The organism is Paenibacillus sp. TC-CSREp1, assembly GCF_050171015.1.
GTDB lineage: Bacteria > Bacillota > Bacilli > Paenibacillales > Paenibacillaceae > Paenibacillus > Paenibacillus silvae.
In genome coordinates this window covers 76839-94840 of sequence record NZ_JBNOKM010000004.1, presented here as the reverse complement: position 1 = coordinate 94840, position 18002 = coordinate 76839, and the positions used below count along the sequence as shown (strand labels likewise).

Here is an 18002-nt window from a genome sequence, read left to right as displayed (position 1 = left end):
CCTCCGTTTAACCAATAATTCGCACCAAAACAAAGGCACCTGGATTGTTTTAATCCGAGTGCCTTTTCTCTGGCTTATTATTGCTTCACGTTATCATACCACTCATTTACTTCCTTAATAATTTTATCTCCTCCAGATGATTTCCACTTTGCAACAAATGAATCGAATTCATCGACGGGCTTTTTGCCATAAATAATTTCAATATAGGAGTCGATCTGCATTTTGGTTAATAATTCCTGCCTGGAAAGCATCGTTTTGGTAGAAGGACCTTGGAAATACTCAGGTACATCGATATCACTTTGATCCATCGCAACCAGCAAAGCTTTTGAAGAAAAGGCCTCTAAAGGATTAGATGCGTCATTGCCAAGAATACCTGTTGGTGCCAGCGCCGCTAACTCTTGATTACTCAACGTTTCGTTTTTAGCCATTTTAACATTGGCTTCCAACCTTTTGGAAGGATATACGGCGTCCGAGCCAGTAATCGTATATTTCATCGTTGAAACTTTGCCACCCGTAATTTTACTCTCATCCATAACGGCTTTGCCATTCTCAATTACATAATCGTATCCATCCTGAAAACCCTTGAATAGCAATGGATCATCGGAGTTATATGCCTCATACAATGCATTTTGATAATGGAAAAACGCTTGTAGAGCTTCTTCTGAAATATCCTTATTGATCAGGATCGCACTTGTGTATGGTTCCGCGATTGTTCTCATGTTTTTTCCATCGGCTCCCTTAGGAATCGGATATGGATTATAAATTGCATTGGGATTGGATGCCAGCAGCATCGATCCCGGATAAACCATCATCCAGTTTTCACCGCCCAGCATCCCCACTTTTCCAGAGGCAACGTTCTCGGCTACTTTATTAAAATCGTGCAGAGCAATGTCACTCGCAATGTATCCCTTGTTCATCCACTCATTGAGCTTGCTCAAACCTGACTTGATCTCCGGTTGAATGGATCCATACTTGAGGTTGCCATCCGTGTCTGGATACCAGCGTTCCGGTATAGCTCCAAACATTCCAAAGAACCATGAAGTATCACCCATAGGTGAGCCGACTACTTGATCTTTCATCGCGAGTTCCAGAGCTAAAGTGTCCTTTTTTCCATTTCCATCAGGATCTTGATTCACAAAAGCATCCATCACCTTATCGAGCTCATCCAATGTGGTTGGCGCTTTAAGGTTTAACTTATCGAGCCAATCCTGTCTGATCCAAAGTACAGACTGGGTTCCAGCTGTAGGGCGAAGTACCGGTATGGCAAATTTTTTGCCATCTTTCATGAAAGGATACCAAGCGGTAGGTTCCTCTGCGACAGCTGCTTTCCAGGTATCCGATGCGTATTTGTCGAATGCTTCTGTTACGTCAAGCAATTTTCCTGAGTCAATAAAAGTGTTGATCGTGTTCGATTGGCTTGAGTTAGCGACGAATAAATCAGGTATTTTGTCCCCGGAAGACAACATTAGCTTCAGCTTGGTGTCGTAATCTACCGCAGAGGATGTCCATAACGTTTTCATCTCTACGCCGAGTGTATCTTTAGCCCAGCGGGTATGAACATTGTCCATATAGTTTTCACCATTTTTAAATTTGACTGTAGGGTCCTCGCTTCTGACCATTGTTACCGATACTGCGGGTTCGATTTTTCCATTCACAACTTTAATTTCTTTTGCAGGCTCATTCGATTTGACAGTCTCTTCTTTATCGCTACATGCAGCTAACAGACTAAAGCTCATCGCAAGAAGCAGACATCCCCACATTATTTTTCTTTGTTTTTTCATGTTCTTCCCCCCAAGTGAATTATTCTTTTACTGCACCGATCACAATCCCGGCTGTGAAAAACTTTTGAAGCACAGGATAGATGAGCAAAATCGGTATAGCCCCAATTAAGACCTGAGCTGCCCGAATAGAACGATTGTTAATTTTCGCAATGTCATTCACATTGCTGGCATCGACAACCGGTACAGCGATTAGAGATTTCAGAAGCGTACTGAGTGGTACATTGTCTCCCCTCATATAAATGGAGCCCGCAAACCATTCATTCCAGTCGTTCACCACCATAAATAGTCCTACGGTTGCAAGGACAGGCAAGGATAGCGGCAGAAACATGTTGAAAAATACCTGCCAGTGATTGGCTCCGTCCATAAAAGCAGATTCTTCGATCTCCTTCGGTAATGCTTTGAAGAAGTTCATGATGAGAACGAGATAAAAGACATTGACCAAACCTGGAAGCACAAGTGCCCAGATGGAATTATACAAGCCAATTTTGGTGACGAGCAGATAGGTAGGAATCAGACCGCCATTAAACAACATGGCAACTACAAACAGGGCTACAAACAGTTTGTACCCAGCAATGCCGTCTCTCCCGCTGCCTTTGGATAACACATAAGCTGCCATACAGTTGATCATAAGTCCGAGCACCAGGCTTAACACGGTACGCTGGATTGAAATCCAAATTGCTGGAAGGAAAACGGGATTCTCAAGTGCTTTCAGATAGGAGTTAAAGGTGATATCGATCGGAAAAAAAGTAACTCTGTTTGCCATAACGGCTTCTGTTGAACTTAGCGATATCGCAATAACATGAAGCAATGGTACAACACAAATGAGTGCCAGTAATAGCATGAGTACATTATTAAATGTCTGAAACCAGCGCTGGGGCGTAGACATCACTTGCATAAGATCCCACCTTAGAAAATTTTATAGTCAGCTACTTTGTAGGCAATCCGGTATGCGCCTAGAATCAAAATCAGGCTGACAATGGATTTGAATAATCCAATGGCTGTAGAAAAGCTGTAGTTACCATCAATCAGACCGATCCGGTAAACAAAGGTATCGATGATATCCCCCTTTTCATATACCAGAGGGTTATACAAATTAAAAATTTGATCAAAGCCTGCATTCAGTATTTGACTGAGTGAAAGTGTTAGTACCACAGCTATTGTTGGAATCAGAGATGGCAAAGTGATATGTAACATCTGTTTCCATTTGCCTGCCCCATCAATCTGTGCTGCTTCATACAGTGCCGGGTTGATTCCGACGATAGCCGCGAGGAAAATGATGGAACCATATCCGAACTCTTTCCACACTTCACTCGATACCACTGTAAACAGAAACCAATTGTTATCACCTAGAAAGAAGATGGGGTTGAATCCTAATGCCTGCAGTGCCTGATTAACAAGACCGCTGTCCGGGTTAAGAAGCTCAATAAAAATGCCGCCTAGAACAACCCATGAAAGAAAGTGTGGGAGAAAAACAAATGTCTGAACAGTACTTCTTAATACTTTGAGGCGGACTTCATTAATCAGCAACGCAAAGCCCATCGTGGAAATAAAACCAAAAACCAGTTTTAACACCGCAATTCGAAGTGTATTCCAGATGACCTGTACGCTGTCTGGATATTCAAATAGAAATTTGAATTGTTCCATACCTACCCATTCGGATCCCATTATCCCCAGATAAGGTTTGTAATCCTGAAACGCCATGACTAGTCCGCCCAGGGGCATGTAAACAAATACAAGAACCAATAGCACGGCGGGGCTTAACATTAAGTAGAGCTGCCAGCGATCTCCTCGTCTATTAATTTTCATTTTGTTCTTTTTTGGGGCTGCCAACTCCATATGAGACCTCCTCATGTCTGATGTAGAATAGTATTGCTGGATTTATTGTAAGCGCATACAAGTCTACGGGATATAATGCAATACAAAGGGTAAATAGCGTTTTCTTAACTTATAGTTGAAAGTGCTGATTGTAAAAAAGTCGCCATACCGGCGACTTCATTACGTATATCGTTCTATGTGCCAACCTAACGTACGACAGGCTGCTCTTTATAACTATTTTTGGCAAGAGCGTTTGTGCTCAAAGAGCATTGAAAGCTGTGTTGTCCACTCGTCAAAATGTGTATCTCTCCATTGGGCATGTGCAAAGAGCATGTTGTAGAAACGGGAACTGTAACCTCAACATGGAATAAATGTTCATCCCGTTTCCAGTCTACACTTGCCAGGCCGTAAGGTGTAACTGTAGAGGCTTTAGCCCATGTAATACCTCCGCCAATCATAGGAGCGACTCGGAAAGTCTGATATCCGCCGCTGGTGGGCTCCAGACCTGCCAGCCTTTTATAAAGCCAATCGCCCACAGCTCCATTCGCGTAATGATTAAAGGAAACCATTCCTCCATTCGATTCTTCTGCTGACTTATTGCCGCTTAGTTCCTCAATATTTACAGTTCCATCAGGTCTGAGTGCATCCCAGCGTTCCCAGATCGTTGTCCCTCCAGCCTTCACCTCGTATAGCCAGGATGGACATTCCTCCTGTAACAGCAGTTCATATGCAGCGTCAAGCTGTCCATTGTCAGAGAGGGCAAATAGCAGATAAGGGGTTCCGGTAAAGCCTGTTGTAAGGTGATTTCCAGCTTCGTGAATTAATCGAGTCAAATTATTCACCATTTGCTTTGTTTCCTCACCTTCCGTCATACCAAAATGAAGGGGGAGCACATAGGCCGTCTGAAATTCTTCTTTCATATTCCCCTGTTTATCAGTAAATACATTCCGGTACGCGGTAATAATTTTTTTTCTTAAATCGTAGTAATAGGATACATCTTCGGTGTGCCCTAGAATGGAAGCAATCTTTGCCATAATGCCACACGAGTTAGCGAAATAAGCGGTGCCTACCCATTTCCCTTTTTTAATCCATGCTTTGGCATCTCCTTCCGGTGCAGCCCAGTCGCCAAAATGGAACGGGAAACGCCAAACATAACGATCTGCAGGCGAGACGGCTAGGAAAGAAGACCACCATTTCGCTGCTTTTAGAAATTTCTTCATGGAATCATATTGTTTTTCAAGAACCTGTTTATTGCCGCGTGCCAAGTATTCAGCCCAAGGGACCAGAATACTGCTGTCTCCCCAACATGAATTAGCCATTGCAGGCCAGTGATCTCCACCTCGGGGAATAACCATAGGAAATCCGCCACCTTTGGATTGTTCTGCACGCATATCCATCAACCATTTATCAAAGAATCGGCTCATGTCAAAGTTAAAACAAGCTGTTGAAGCAAAAACAGCAATATCCCCTGTCCATCCCTGACGTTCATCCCGTTGCGGACAGTCTGTTGGAATATCAACAAAGTTGGAGCGCCCACCCCATCGAATGTTACTCTGAAGCTGTGTTAACAGTGGATTGGAACATGAAAAATGACCAATCTCCTTGAAATCAGAATGCAACACGTAAGCCGACAGTTCAATCTGGTCCGGATCTATCCCGGTCAAACCCACATAACGAAACCCCATATAAGTCAACCGAGGTGAATACGTTTGCTCTCCTTCCAGACAAACATATGTCGCAGCAGCCTTCGCGGTACGTAAAGATTTTACGAAGAGTTCCTGTTCTACCAATACTTCAGCGTGTTGGAACACAATCTTTTGATTGTGTTTTCCTACAATTTTGGCTGTGATTACGCCTGCAAAGTTTTGACCAAAATCATAGATGATTTCACCACTCGGTGCTACTGTGCGGGATACCGGTTTCAATTCTTCCTGTACACGCACGGGCAAACCATACTGCGCTAATAGTTCCGGATTTTTGCGAGGGCGGGTTATATCTACCGGCTTCCATCGAACAAGGTCCAAATCAATAGCGGCATCATAATGTTCACCGTCATACCATTCTGCCATACGATAGTTTCCATGCAGAGTAACTTCCCACGTTGGATCGGTAACGATTAAATCTGATGTACCGTCTGTATACTCAATGTACAATTCCAGCAATAATGCTTGACGATCAGCACTAATTTTATTTTTGCGAACATAATTAAATGAACCGACAGCCCATCCCCCTGCTACTACAGCTGTGACTGCGTTTGATGATTTCAGTTGATGTGTAACATCATAGGTCTGGTACTGGATCTGATGATCATATGAAGTAAACCCTGGAGCAAAGTAATCTTCTCCCACCTTTTCACCATTCAGAGCAAGTTCATATACCCCCAGTGCCGTTACGTTTATCCACGCCCTTGTCACCGTCCGCGTGAGTTCAAAGTTACGGCGAAACGTCATAGGTACAGGAGAAACCTTTTTAGGGAAATCGTAGGACATATCGGTAATCCATTGAGCAGACCATTTTGTACCCATTCTGCCTGTCTTGAATAAAGCAAAATGCTCTGCCTGTTCTCCACTGGTTCCGGTTGCTATGATTCTGACATGATATTCCGTATGCGGTTTTAGCGGCCCAGTGTAGAGATTGTTAATCTGATCTGAGGTGGTCACACGCCAGTCACCAACTTCAATGATGGCTTCTTGCAACTTTTCTCCAGCTCGATCCGAAGAAAGTGCAAACGAAATCATGGGTGCATGATCTGTAATACAGCCGGATTCCAATCCGTTGATCTTTATGGAAGATAGCATTAACATTATGGCCTCTCCTGCCTTGTCAAAATATTATACATCCAGCTCGGAAACTATTTTTTTATAAACTCTGGTCTCAGTCGGAGCATGTAACGGAGTCCATACTTGAGCAAAAAATGGATCTACTTTTGCACGTTCAGCATAATTCCAACTCTCACGTTCACATTCAGGGCACCAATGACCCGCATGCAGCACCAGCTTCGGACTGGCTTGGAATGTATGTCCAAATGCACATGTAAAACTCAATTTATTTCTCCAGTTTCCTTTTTCCATCTCTGAGGACAAGCATTGTCCTCCCCGAAATGCAGCGGCCGACTTTACATCATCAATTCCGAGATCCCGCTCAGGTTTGGTGTCATCGTATCCATGATCAATATGAACTACGTTGTTCCAGTCTTTGAAATGCTGGAACTCGCTTAATTTATCAGGGATGCTGTTCCATGCCTCTTTACTGCCCCAATACGCATCAATGTGGTCTTCCACATTCTCTTCGATGAACCGTAATGTGCCATGTTCCGTTCGGGCCGGCTTTTCAAACATTTTTTTCATGACAGTTCCCATGATTCGTTCGCCAAACGGCAGTTTACACAGAATTTTCGCTGCCGTTGCCTGAGAACCCAGATTTTCAAGGTAACAACGATAAAAATAATCCATCCCGTCCTGACGGAAATGCAAATAATCGTTTAGCTTGTCCGAATCCAGGTAGTACTGTCCGTGAAAATTACGAGTGGCATACCATTTCGGATTAATTACATGGTCAAGGTTTTTGAAACCAATTGCCCCGTATAGTTTTTGGTACATCTCATAGGTACTGACACGGCAGGATTCCCCGCCTCCTATATTGTAAACATGACACCAGAAATCCTCTGGCAGCTTGCCTGTAAACTCATAATTGCACAAATTCTCCATCATTCTGCCGGAGTCACGATCGGACACATACTCCAGGACGTTGTCCAGACAGTTGTGAAACATAATCGCATCCATAATTTTACTCATGGCGGGTCCCATAATTCCGGTTTGGCGCAGGCTTACCCAGTATTTGAGCCCGGATTCAATCACAAGACGCTCGGCTGCGATTTTAGAAACGGCATAATAGTCAAACATGCTTGGTTTAAGGGGATCACCTACTCGTCCCCAATGGATAGGTGGCATGCGATCGCCGGTCTCTGCGATGGTTCCGATAAATACCAGCTTGGTATGGTCCTCTTGGCCATGTTCGTATATAGCACTCACCAGATTTTTGACGGCACCGTAATTAATTTCCATAGCTTTCTTGGGGAAATAATCTGCAGCAGGCGATACAAATGCAGCAATGTGAAGAATCAAATCTACGTCTTTGACACATTCAAGCACTTTTTCATAGTCCAGTATGTCTCCATACTTTATCGTTACTTCGTTCAACTCTTGATAAGGCTCCAGGGCCTTGCGATCCTTTTCCGTATCCAGACACAACGTAACAATGTCATACAGATGGCTGTCTTTGATCATTCTTTTCAGGCTTTCCTGTCCCATGCCACCGGATGCACCAGTAATAAAAACACGTTTTTTGCTGATCATGGTCTGACTCATGTTGTTTCCTCCTGTATGTTCGTTATTTAAGATATAGTCACTTCTGGTCCTTCGGCAGAGGGGACAAACGTTCTTTTCGAAGCATTCGTTTGATGCCTTGCATGATCTGACCATTCAGTATGTCAATCAGCCCGGCTGCGATATGGTAGCCAAAACGGCCTGTACTCGATACCGACATGGAACGAATGCTGTTGTTCGGCATCATTTTCATCAGAAACATGCCATTTTTGCGCTCCATGTCCCGCTCGGGACCTTCAGGCATCTTTTGTGATCGCTTAAACTGTTTTTTGCCAATACCGATAACCGATGTATAAAATAAATTTCCTATAAAGGATTCCCGCAATTCATCCAATCTGGAATCCAGAGTATATTTCGTTAATTGTTTGTTCGATGATTCTGTTACTTTCCTGCCAAGTAGAATTTCAAATTCTTCCATGCTCACTTGGGATAACAAATGGGGAGAAAAGTAATGCTTTAATTTTTCGCGAGAATACGGGCTTGCAATGTCAGGCTGGCTGGTGATAGAAATGCTGGCTGACAAGCGAATATCTGCTGCGGAAGCAGCAACCAAGACCTGATAATCCCCATTTTCTACAACCCACTCTTTCCGGTCCACATGATAGTAAGCGAGATCATTTAGAGTAAAGCTCATTTTCACTTGCTTTTTTTCACCTGGCTTCAAATATACTTTGCCAAAAGCACGAAGTTCCTTGGCAGGCTTAAACACATCTGAGGTTGGGTTTGCAACATATACCTGTACGATTTCTCCGCCCTCTATCTGCCCTGTATTCGAGATTTCACATGTGACTATGAAGGTTTCTGAATCTTGCTGGACTTGCAGCGATTCATAAGCAAACTGTGTATAACTAAGTCCATGACCAAACGGATAGCGTACACCTTTTCCTTGCAAAAAATCATAATAGCGGTAGCCTACATAGATGGATTCCTTGTAAAGCTCTGACTTCTGCTGCACAAACTGTTCACCAAAGGGTACGTCTGTATAACTGTTCATCCATGTCTCAGCGAGCTTTCCGGAAGGACTTTTTTCTCCGAAAAGGAGTTGAGCCGCAGCTTCACCTCCCGCTTGACCAGGCAAGTACATGTTCAAAATTGCATGAACCTCATCTTCAAAAGGCAATTCGACAGGTGAACCCCCAAATAATACAAGAACAATTTTTTTGTTCAGCTGGACCAGCTTGCGCAGGAGAGCAAGTTGATTATCAGGTAATTTCATCGACTCCCGGTCATAGCCTTCACTTTCTGTATAATCGGTTTGTCCTGCGAAGAATAAGACAACATCAGCCGACTGCGCCTTTGCCATAGCTGAACTAACATATTCCGGTTCAGATTCAAACTCGGACTCTCTGTAGCCACTTGCATAATCGTATCGGATGCCGCGTTGATCAAAAGCAGTTTTTGGCGAAGTAAGCTTGCTCGGGTTGATCAAAGAGCTTCCGGCCCCCTGAAAACGCATCTTCTCAAACAATTCACCAATGACAACATAGTTTTGCGATGGATCTAATGGCAGGATGCCATCGTTTTTTATAAGAACAGCACTATCGGCTGCGATTTCACCTGACAGGTTATGATGTTTTTCTCTGTCAAAAGCAAGGCCGTACTGAATATCGTGTGTACGCCGAATCAGATTCAAAATATTGCTCACCGACTGATCCAGCGAAGAAATCGGTAATTCACCACTATCAACTGCATCTATAATTGACTTTCTAAAATATTCGCAATCACCTGGCATCTCCAGATCCATTCCCGCTTTAATGCCATCTACCCGATCAGATACTGCACCCCAGTCACTGATCACCGCACCATCAAAACCCCATTCTTCTCTTAGAATTTCAGTCAATAGTCTGTGATTTTCCGAGCAGAAGATACCATTGATTTTGTTGTATGCACTCATTACAGTTACCGGTCTCGTGTCTTTGACAATTCTCTCAAATGCTCTGAGATAGATCTCACGTAATGCACGCTCATCCAACACAGAATCTCCCATGAAACGATAATTTTCGTTATTGTTTACAGCGAAATGTTTCAGTGAGACTCCAATTCCCTCATTTTGAACTCCCTCGACAAAAGCAATGCCCAGAATTCCCGAGAGGTAAGGGTCTTCAGAAAAGTATTCGAAGTTTCTGCCGCACTTGGGATTTCTTTTAATGTTAACAGCAGGACCAAGGAGAACATTAACCCCGAAATGGTGACACTCCTTCGCAATAGCTGCACCCATCTTTCGAATATTATCCGGGTTCCAGCTGGCAGCAAGCGTAACTCCTGTGGGAAATGATGTCGTCTCCTCACTGTTGTTTAGACCGAGATGGTCTGCCTTTTCTCCTTGTTTGCGTAAGCCGCAAGGCCCATCCGTCATATATATAGATGGTATGGATAATCTCGGGATTGAATTTGTTTTCCAGAAATCCACACCAGCCATTAAAGCCGCTTTTTCTTCTACCGTCATACGTTCAATTAGTTCATTAACGGTCTGCATGATTCTTCTCCCTTCGCTACGGATGCATTAGTTAAGATTTATTGTATTCCATAATGGAAGTGCTATCTTTCATATATGTACTGCAAATTTCAGATTTGTTCTTAAAATATATTGACTGTCTCGGACGAGTTTGCTATTTTGAAATGAATAATTAGAATGCTGGCACTCCATTCATTCGTTTATACTGGAGGAAATTTTGTTGAAGAGCTTACAAAAAACATTGAAATTTCTATACCAATCTACATTGATTCCGACGTATTTGTATAACCATCAGCACCATAAATTTAGTCATCCTGCTCAGAGCGAATTAACTCATCCGCCACTTGAGTATCTCTCTGAGCTTCTGCTCTCACACGAAGAGGTTACATATTTGTCTACTTCCTTCTTTGCTTATTATGGTGCGATCAAAGTTAGCTCCCTTCCGGGCCATGTCATTCTTGTCGGACCCGTCAGTCAAACACCTTATTTGAAAGACACACTGCGTATCGCTAAAAAAGCCTTTGTCGTTTCCGGTCAAGAAGAAGCAAACTTCGAAAGTTTTCTAAAGCAGATCATACCAATGCCGCTGCAGCAATTTCTAAATCATCTTGTGACCATTCATTATTTTGTGAACGGCCAAGAGATGAGTTACTTGGACCTACTTCAAAAGAATTCGATGAAGGAAATTAACAACGAGCAAACAAAACGAATTTACGAGAATAAAGAAAACTTATATTTTAACAATTCCTACGAGATTGAAAACCGGATGTGTTATTACATTGAGAACGGTAATGAGGTTGGCCTTAAACAGTTTTTGGAACGGCCTTTTATGGTTCATGAGGGTATGACTGCTGGGGACACAATTCGTCAGACGAAAAATACATCGATTGTCGCGATTGCCCTGGCTACGCGAGCAGCCATTCGGGGGCAATTAGATACAGAAGTTGCTTTTCAGTTATCCGATCTCTATCTCCAAGAGATTGAACAATTGTCGTCGCCGGAATCCATTCAAAACTTCATGAAAGAAGCTTTGTTTAATTTTGCCAGGAGAGTCCAAGCCGCAAGGTATGATATAGCAGATGACGTAAGTATGCGAAGTCTGATTCAATATATATTTAATAATGTGCATCAGAATTTAACCGTTGATCACGTGGCAAAACATTTCGGTTACAGTCGTACCTATCTCTCAACTACTTTCAAAAAAAAGATCGGCAAAAGCCTGCATCAATTTATTATGGATTGCAAGCTAAAGGAAGCTCAGAATTTGCTTGTTTATACGAACAAACCCATTAGTGAAATCAGCAGCTATCTTTGTTTTTCCAGCCAAAGTCACTTTCAGACCGTCTTCAAAAAATTCATAAATATCACACCTGCCCACTTCAGGCAGCAGAGCAGCCGGGGTGTGCGTCAGAATAAATGATCCTTATATTAAGCCAGTAGAGTTTAGATTCTAATTGAATGTATTTAAAACGGTTGACAACAAAAGCAGCTTTCTCTTATGGGAGAGCTGCTTTTGTCAATGAATCAGGATTGTTTCCTGGCATCCAATCGTTTTCGTTTTTCTAATTTCGCCCCCATTCTCCTCATATATATCAGGTTTTGTAAATGGATATCTGATCTCTCATATTAAAAGCAGAACCTCGGATGTTATCGGAAAAATGCTGTATTTCTTCTGCCATAACCATCTGCTGTTCAACGGCTTGAACCATCGTTGTGCTTTCTGTATGTGCTTGTTTGGCAATAGAAGCTAAATGCTGCATTGAAGCGCTGACCTCCTCGGAACTTGCGGATAATTGCTCAGAAGCGGAAGATATCTCTTGCATCTGACTGGCAACGTTGCTGGCAGATTCAAGGATCATTTCGAATGCTTGACCTGCTTGTTCTACTGCATTTATCGTCTGTGCCAACTCTTTTTTTCCTTGAGCTACGATAGTGCTTGCTGATACCGTATCTTCCTGAATGTCGTTGATCGTATCATATATGTTACTTAATGATTGACGGGTTTGATCTGCCAGTGAGCGAATTTCACTTGCAACAACGGAAAATCCTCTTCCTTGGTCCCCGCTTCTCGCAGCCTCTATACCTGCGTTAAGAGCGAGCAAGTCCGTTTGACGAGCAACTGTTGCTATAAGATGAACGATTTCTTGAATGGTAACAGAATGCTGATTCATTTTCGCAACAGAGCTTTCTATTTCATCCATCGTGCGATTATAGAGGTCAATGCAGAGCTTAACGTTCTGTAAAAGTTCCTCTCCCTTTCGAGCTTGTTGTTCAGTCATAGATGAACATTCTGTAGCTTCATTATTTGACTCACTGATCAGAGCAATGCCTCGAGCTACTTCATCTATGGCCCGTACCGTTTCTTCTGCTGACTGAAGTTGTACAAGCGCTCCATCTGAAACGGAAGTTGCCGATTGACCAATTTTTCTCATTGAAATGGAGGACTTCTCCAAATTGTTGATTAGAAGCTGACTTGATTGTACAACCACATCGGAATTATCCTGGGCTGAACGTATGAAGCCTGTAAGACCGGTTCGCATGACTTCAAACATATTTGCAAGTTTGCCAATCTCATCTGAAGCGCTTGAATGAAATGACTGGCTTAAATCTCCATTATGAATCCGTTCCGTTCCTTTAACGAGACGTTCCGTAGGCCTAATAATGGAACGCGCGAGCAACAGTGAGATGACGATAACAAGTAAAGTCACGAATGACTGATATGTGACGGACTGCCAAAATGCATTTTTGTTGGACGTGATCAATGTATGAATATTGGAGTCCACATCAATCACACTTTTTGATTTTAATCCAAGGATTAATTCGTTTAGTTTCTGTCCTCCCTCCAAATGACCTTGGTCAATGTAACTGAAGTATGCTTCCTGAATCTGATCTACTTCATTTTTTTCGGATGGATTCAATGCAGAATACTCTTGCAAAGCTTGCTTGAATTTTGCTAACAATTGTGCACTTGCTTCTTCAACGGATTCCTTAGACGCGTATCCGATTGCCGGAAGCAACATTTGAACCTGGTATTCCATCAGACTCTCCTGCATCTCCTGTGCTTTCAGCGAGGAGGTAAACTGAACTTTTCGTATCTCTTCTAACTTTTCATTTTGGATTAAAGATTTGTAATTTTGGTAACTAAGTGCTACGAGATACAGTACAATAACAGTCCCAAACGCAAATAGCATTTTCTTGCGAATACTCATTTAATATCCACCTTCTCTAAAATTACATATTAGTAATTATTATACATTTATGCATGTACGAGTTAAGGGTAAAGGCTATACAAAGGATAAAAGTCGCCTTCATGGCGACTTTTATCTGAAATCAAGTTGAAAAGAAAGATCAGATTCTATGTTTCACTTTGTACTGCCTGATTCAAGGCTGCAAGTAATTGTGATAAGGTTTCCTCTGTCATCCCTGTGAAAGGTATCAGATTCCGCAGTGGCAAATATTGCATGGAGGCTTGAACCATTTCAGCGGATACTGCACTGGATTGCATCTCACTTTGATCCTGATCCGCTTGGGGTTGCATTTGAGAAAGGATCGCCATCGTTTTAGGATTTGCAAGCAACTCCCCAAAGGTGGTATCGCGATGGTATGTTGGAATAATTTCACGGGATGTAGAATTTACGACAACTGTTGTTGTAAGCCTGATATCTTGAGATGATGCACCTACCAATATTTCGAATTCACCGCTGTCTACATGCCAATCGGATCGCTCTACATCGTAATATGCAAATGAACGTTTATCGAGAATTATGATGACTTGTTTCTCTTCACCAGGTTTTAAGTCTATCTTGGTGAAGCCCTTCAGCTCTTTGTCAGGACGTGTAACACGGGATGCTGTGTCATGGACGTATAATTGAACAATCTCCTTGCCTTGCACAGAACCAGTATTCTTGATCCTTACCGAGACTTTGATGCAATCGGTATCGTTAATCTCCCTTTTATCAACAGTCAGGTTGGAGTATTCAAATTGTGTGTAGCTTAGTCCATGACCAAAAGGAAACAGCGGTTCTATATCTTTAGCTTCATAGTACCGATAACCTACGAATATCCCCTCTCTGTATTCAACCTGGTTTCCATCACCAGGGAAAAACAATGCGGATGGATTATGCTTCGTTGAACGCGGGAACGTCTCTGCCAGCTTGCCGCTCGGATTGGCATCACCAAATAAAATATCAGCGATTGCGCCTCCAGTAGCCTGCCCCCCCAGATAAGCTTCAAGAACGGCTTTTGCGTTGTGGAGCCAAGGCATTACGACAGGGGCACCATTGCTCAACACGACAATTACATTGGGTTGAACGGCAGCTATAGCGGTAATGAGCTCCTGATGATTATTGGGAAGATTAAGATGTTTGCGGTCATATCCCTCAGATTCATAACGGTCAGGCAACCCTACAAACAAGATGGCTACATCAGCTGCCGCTGCCGTTTCCAAAGCAGCTTGTAATAATGGAGCATTGGTCTCATCCGAGCTCAGTTCATATCCCTGGGCATAGGTAAGTTGCGCTTGATCACCGGCAGAACGAAGCAATTCTTCATAAGGGATGTCCACTTTCGTTGGATTAATGTGTGAACTTCCCCCGCCCTGGTAACGGGCCGATTGGGCTAGTTCTCCAATCACGGCGATATGACCCGTTTTCTGCAAGGGTAGGATTCCATTCTCGTTTTTTAGCAATACCATGGTCTCTTGGGCCACCTGTCTTGCAAATGCATGATGCTCTTCAGCATTGTACGTGGCATCTTGCTGCATATGATCTGCACATTTAAAAATAACCGTAAGCAAGCGTTCGACCGCTTGATCAAGTAACGAAATATCGAGTGTGCCTTCTTCAACCGCTTGAATAATTTTACGTTGGGCTTCACCATTGGAAGGTGGCATTTCAAGTTCCATGCCTGCCGCTACGCTAGGTACAATTTCACTGACTGCTCCCCAGTCTGACATGACAAATCCGTCATGACCCCATTCATCTCGCAATATATCATTCAGGAGGTAAGGATTCTCCGATGCATAGGTCCCATTCACTTTGTTGTATGCAGACATAAGCGTCCATGGTTGAGCTTGTTTGACCGCTTTTTCAAAGCCGGTTAAGTAAATTTCGCGTAATGTCCTTTCATCCACTACGGCATTAACAGACATTCGACGATCCTCCTGATTGTTAACGGCAAAATGCTTCAGCGAAGTGCCGACTCCCTGGCTTTGCACACCGCGAATGTGAGATGAAGCCAGTTCACCCGTAAGATACGGATCTTCGGAAAAATACTCAAAGTTTCGTCCGCACAGCGGGGAGCGCTTGATATTTGCACCTGGCCCCAGTAAAATAGCTACATTTTCGGTCTGGGCTTCTTTACCTATGGTGCTTCCCACCTGTTCTATCAGGTCGCGATTCCAGGAGCTTGCCAGCCCGCTGGCTGTAGGAAAACAAGTCGCGGGTACACTTTCGTTCAGACCTAGATGATCCGATTCTCCATCTTGTTTTCGTAGTCCGTGTGGTCCGTCAGCTAGCATAATGGATGGAATACCTAATCTTTCGATTCCTGTGGTTGTCCAGAAGGTGCTACCGGAACACAGACTGGCTTTCTCCTCGATGGTCATTTGATCTATGAGCTGTTTAATATCTCGTTTCATCCATTGACACTTCCTTTCATTATGTATCATTTAAAGGTATCTATTTTATTTTACGGTTGAGGGAGAAGAAGGCATATAGCGCATTCTTAAGATTGCATAACGCATTTCGCAAGATTTTTTTTGATGTGCGTGCCCTTTTTACATCTATGGATAACTACATCCAAAGACTGATAACGATTTCTTAATATTTACAAGTTTATATCGAAATCCGGATTGTAATGCCTAAGATGATTGCCTACAATAAGGAGACTAATCATCAGGAAGGAAGTTGTTACACTTATGTATGCCCTTTTAATTGTAGACGACGAGAAATCTGTGGTGGATAGTCTTGCTCTCACGATTCCTTGGGAAGATAGCGGCATTGAAGAAGTGCATCGTGCCTATTCCGCCGAAGAAGCCCTGGATATCACTTCCCGGTTTGCGATTGATGTGATGATTACGGATATACGTATGCCTGAAATGGATGGTCTTGAATTAATTCGCCTGATTCGTTTATCCGCTCCTCGCATTCGGAGTATTATTTTGTCAGGACACGATGAATTTGAATATGCTCAGCAAGCCATTCGCTATCAGGCGATGAATTATATGCTTAAACCTGTGGATACTCAGGCACTTGTCAAGGCTGTTGAAGCGGCCATTAAGAATATTGAGCAAGAATGGGAAAATATAAGTTCAATGCAGCAGATTCAGCACATGTTACATGCTAATCTTCCCGTTTTGCAAAATCAGTTTCTTAATGATTTACTCCAAAACAAACCTATGAGTCAGCACATTTTGGAGGAGCGCCTGAAGATTCTTGATCTTCCCATCCGTATGGAAGACAACTATCGAATGATGGTGATTCGAATGGAAGAGGAATTTTCAGGATATGATCTTCAATCTCTCTCCCTCCTTGAATATGCGATTACCAATATTGCAGATGAAGTTTTCACTCCATTTGGATTATGGCATTGTATTACCGATCAGGGGTATCTGGTGTTCCTCATTCATCATGAGGATCGTAAAACACTAAACTCTGTCGATTCTTTTGCGGTTAAGCTGCAAAATCATGTGCAGAAATTTCTAAAAGGGGCAATCTCCATCTGTTTGGGACAAGAGCGACTTTTTCCTGAAGGGTTAAGCGAAGGTTTTAATCGGTGCGTGGCGGTTATTCAACAAAATGTCGGTGAGCATAAAAGCTATTTTATTACCGTCGACGATCAGCTGCCGAACCCCGTGATGGATCAAGGTTATCTTCAACTTCTGGAGCCTCCTCTTCTGCCGCAATTGCTGGAAGCTGGAAACTGGGAAGAAGCGATCGCCAAAATCAAACGTGTGCTTTCAGTGGATGGAGAAGGATCGGACCTGTCTCATGAAGTTCTTTATACATGTTTACTGTACCTGTCATCTACCTTTGCCATTGTATTCCGCTCACAACATGTTACGTTAGATGAGCTTCTAAATGAAGAGTTCGATTTGATGATTCGAAAGAAAAGTCAAATTTCGAGTCACCGCGTATATGCCTGGGCCGAGAAAATAATTCAGTTTCATCGAAGCAGAGCGATAAATCAGATCAGGAATACTCACGATGACATTGTTTCGAGCGTGCATGCTTACATTCAGAATCATCTTTCAGATGGAATCTCGTTGCAAATTATTGCAGATCATGTTGGACTGCATCCGGTTTACTTGTCTAAAGTCTACAAAACATCAACAGGAGAAACGATCGGCGATTATCTGTTTCGGCTGCGCATGCAAAGAGCTGTTCACCTTCTGACCCAAACCGAACTTAAAGTTGCTGATGTGAGCAAAAAGCTTGGGTTTATGGCTCCCCCTCATTTTATAAAAATTTTCAAAAAACAATATGGCTGTACACCCCAGGAATATCGGAATCGTTAGTTTTCCAACTAAGATCATTTGATTAATTGATAACATGAAGAAACCTTCCA

General features: G+C 42.8%; 10 protein-coding genes. 2 read left to right on the top strand and 8 right to left on the bottom strand.

Features of this window, described 5'->3' with window-relative positions:
• Positions 1-77: 77 nt before the first annotated feature.
• The 6 genes from ACQSGY_RS07065 to ACQSGY_RS07040 all read right to left on the bottom strand — a co-directional run bounded on the left by ACQSGY_RS07065 (position 78) and on the right by ACQSGY_RS07040 (position 10457).
• Positions 78-1781 (bottom strand): sugar ABC transporter, encoded by a 1704-nt coding sequence (locus ACQSGY_RS07065; protein ID WP_427051288.1) that lies wholly within the window; start codon positions 1779-1781, stop codon positions 78-80.
• 19 nt (positions 1782-1800) lie between these two features.
• Complete coding sequence (locus tag ACQSGY_RS07060; RefSeq protein ID WP_427051287.1) at positions 1801-2676, bottom strand: carbohydrate ABC transporter permease; 876 nt, start codon at positions 2674-2676, stop codon at positions 1801-1803.
• Between the two features lie 11 nt (positions 2677-2687).
• A complete protein-coding gene (locus tag ACQSGY_RS07055; RefSeq protein WP_427051286.1) occupies positions 2688-3617 on the bottom strand; it encodes an ABC transporter permease in 930 nt (309 codons plus the stop codon).
• 185 nt (positions 3618-3802) lie between these two features.
• Positions 3803-6400 carry a family 78 glycoside hydrolase catalytic domain gene (locus ACQSGY_RS07050; protein WP_427051285.1) on the bottom strand — a complete coding sequence of 866 codons (2598 nt, stop codon included), beginning with the start codon at positions 6398-6400 and terminating at the stop codon, positions 3803-3805.
• Positions 6401-6427: 27 nt separating this feature from the next.
• The gene (locus ACQSGY_RS07045; protein WP_427051284.1) at positions 6428-7963 is read right to left on the bottom strand and encodes an NAD-dependent epimerase/dehydratase family protein; all 1536 of its coding nucleotides are present in this window, start codon (positions 7961-7963) and stop codon (positions 6428-6430) included.
• A 37-nt stretch (positions 7964-8000) separates the two neighbouring features.
• Positions 8001-10457: a glycoside hydrolase family 3 C-terminal domain-containing protein gene (locus ACQSGY_RS07040; RefSeq protein WP_427051283.1), complete on the bottom strand. Its 2457-nt coding sequence runs from the start codon at positions 10455-10457 to the stop codon at positions 8001-8003.
• 259 nt (positions 10458-10716) lie between these two features.
• Here ACQSGY_RS07040 and ACQSGY_RS07035 point away from each other — a divergent pair, with 259 nt between their 5' ends.
• Positions 10717-11856 carry a helix-turn-helix domain-containing protein gene (locus ACQSGY_RS07035; RefSeq protein WP_427051282.1) on the top strand — a complete coding sequence of 380 codons (1140 nt, stop codon included), beginning with the start codon at positions 10717-10719 and terminating at the stop codon, positions 11854-11856.
• Positions 11857-12028: 172 nt separating this feature from the next.
• Here ACQSGY_RS07035 and ACQSGY_RS07030 read toward each other — a convergent pair whose 3' ends face one another.
• Together ACQSGY_RS07030 and ACQSGY_RS07025 are read right to left on the bottom strand one after the other, a co-directional pair.
• Complete coding sequence (locus ACQSGY_RS07030) at positions 12029-13645, bottom strand: methyl-accepting chemotaxis protein (RefSeq protein WP_427051281.1); 1617 nt, start codon at positions 13643-13645, stop codon at positions 12029-12031.
• 146 nt (positions 13646-13791) lie between these two features.
• Positions 13792-16074 carry a beta-glucosidase family protein gene (locus ACQSGY_RS07025; protein ID WP_427051280.1) on the bottom strand — a complete coding sequence of 761 codons (2283 nt, stop codon included), beginning with the start codon at positions 16072-16074 and terminating at the stop codon, positions 13792-13794.
• 279 nt (positions 16075-16353) lie between these two features.
• Between ACQSGY_RS07025 and ACQSGY_RS07020 the strand changes: the two genes are divergently transcribed.
• Positions 16354-17952 carry a response regulator transcription factor gene (locus ACQSGY_RS07020; protein ID WP_427051279.1) on the top strand — a complete coding sequence of 533 codons (1599 nt, stop codon included), beginning with the start codon at positions 16354-16356 and terminating at the stop codon, positions 17950-17952.
• The last annotated feature ends 50 nt before the right edge of the window (positions 17953-18002 follow it).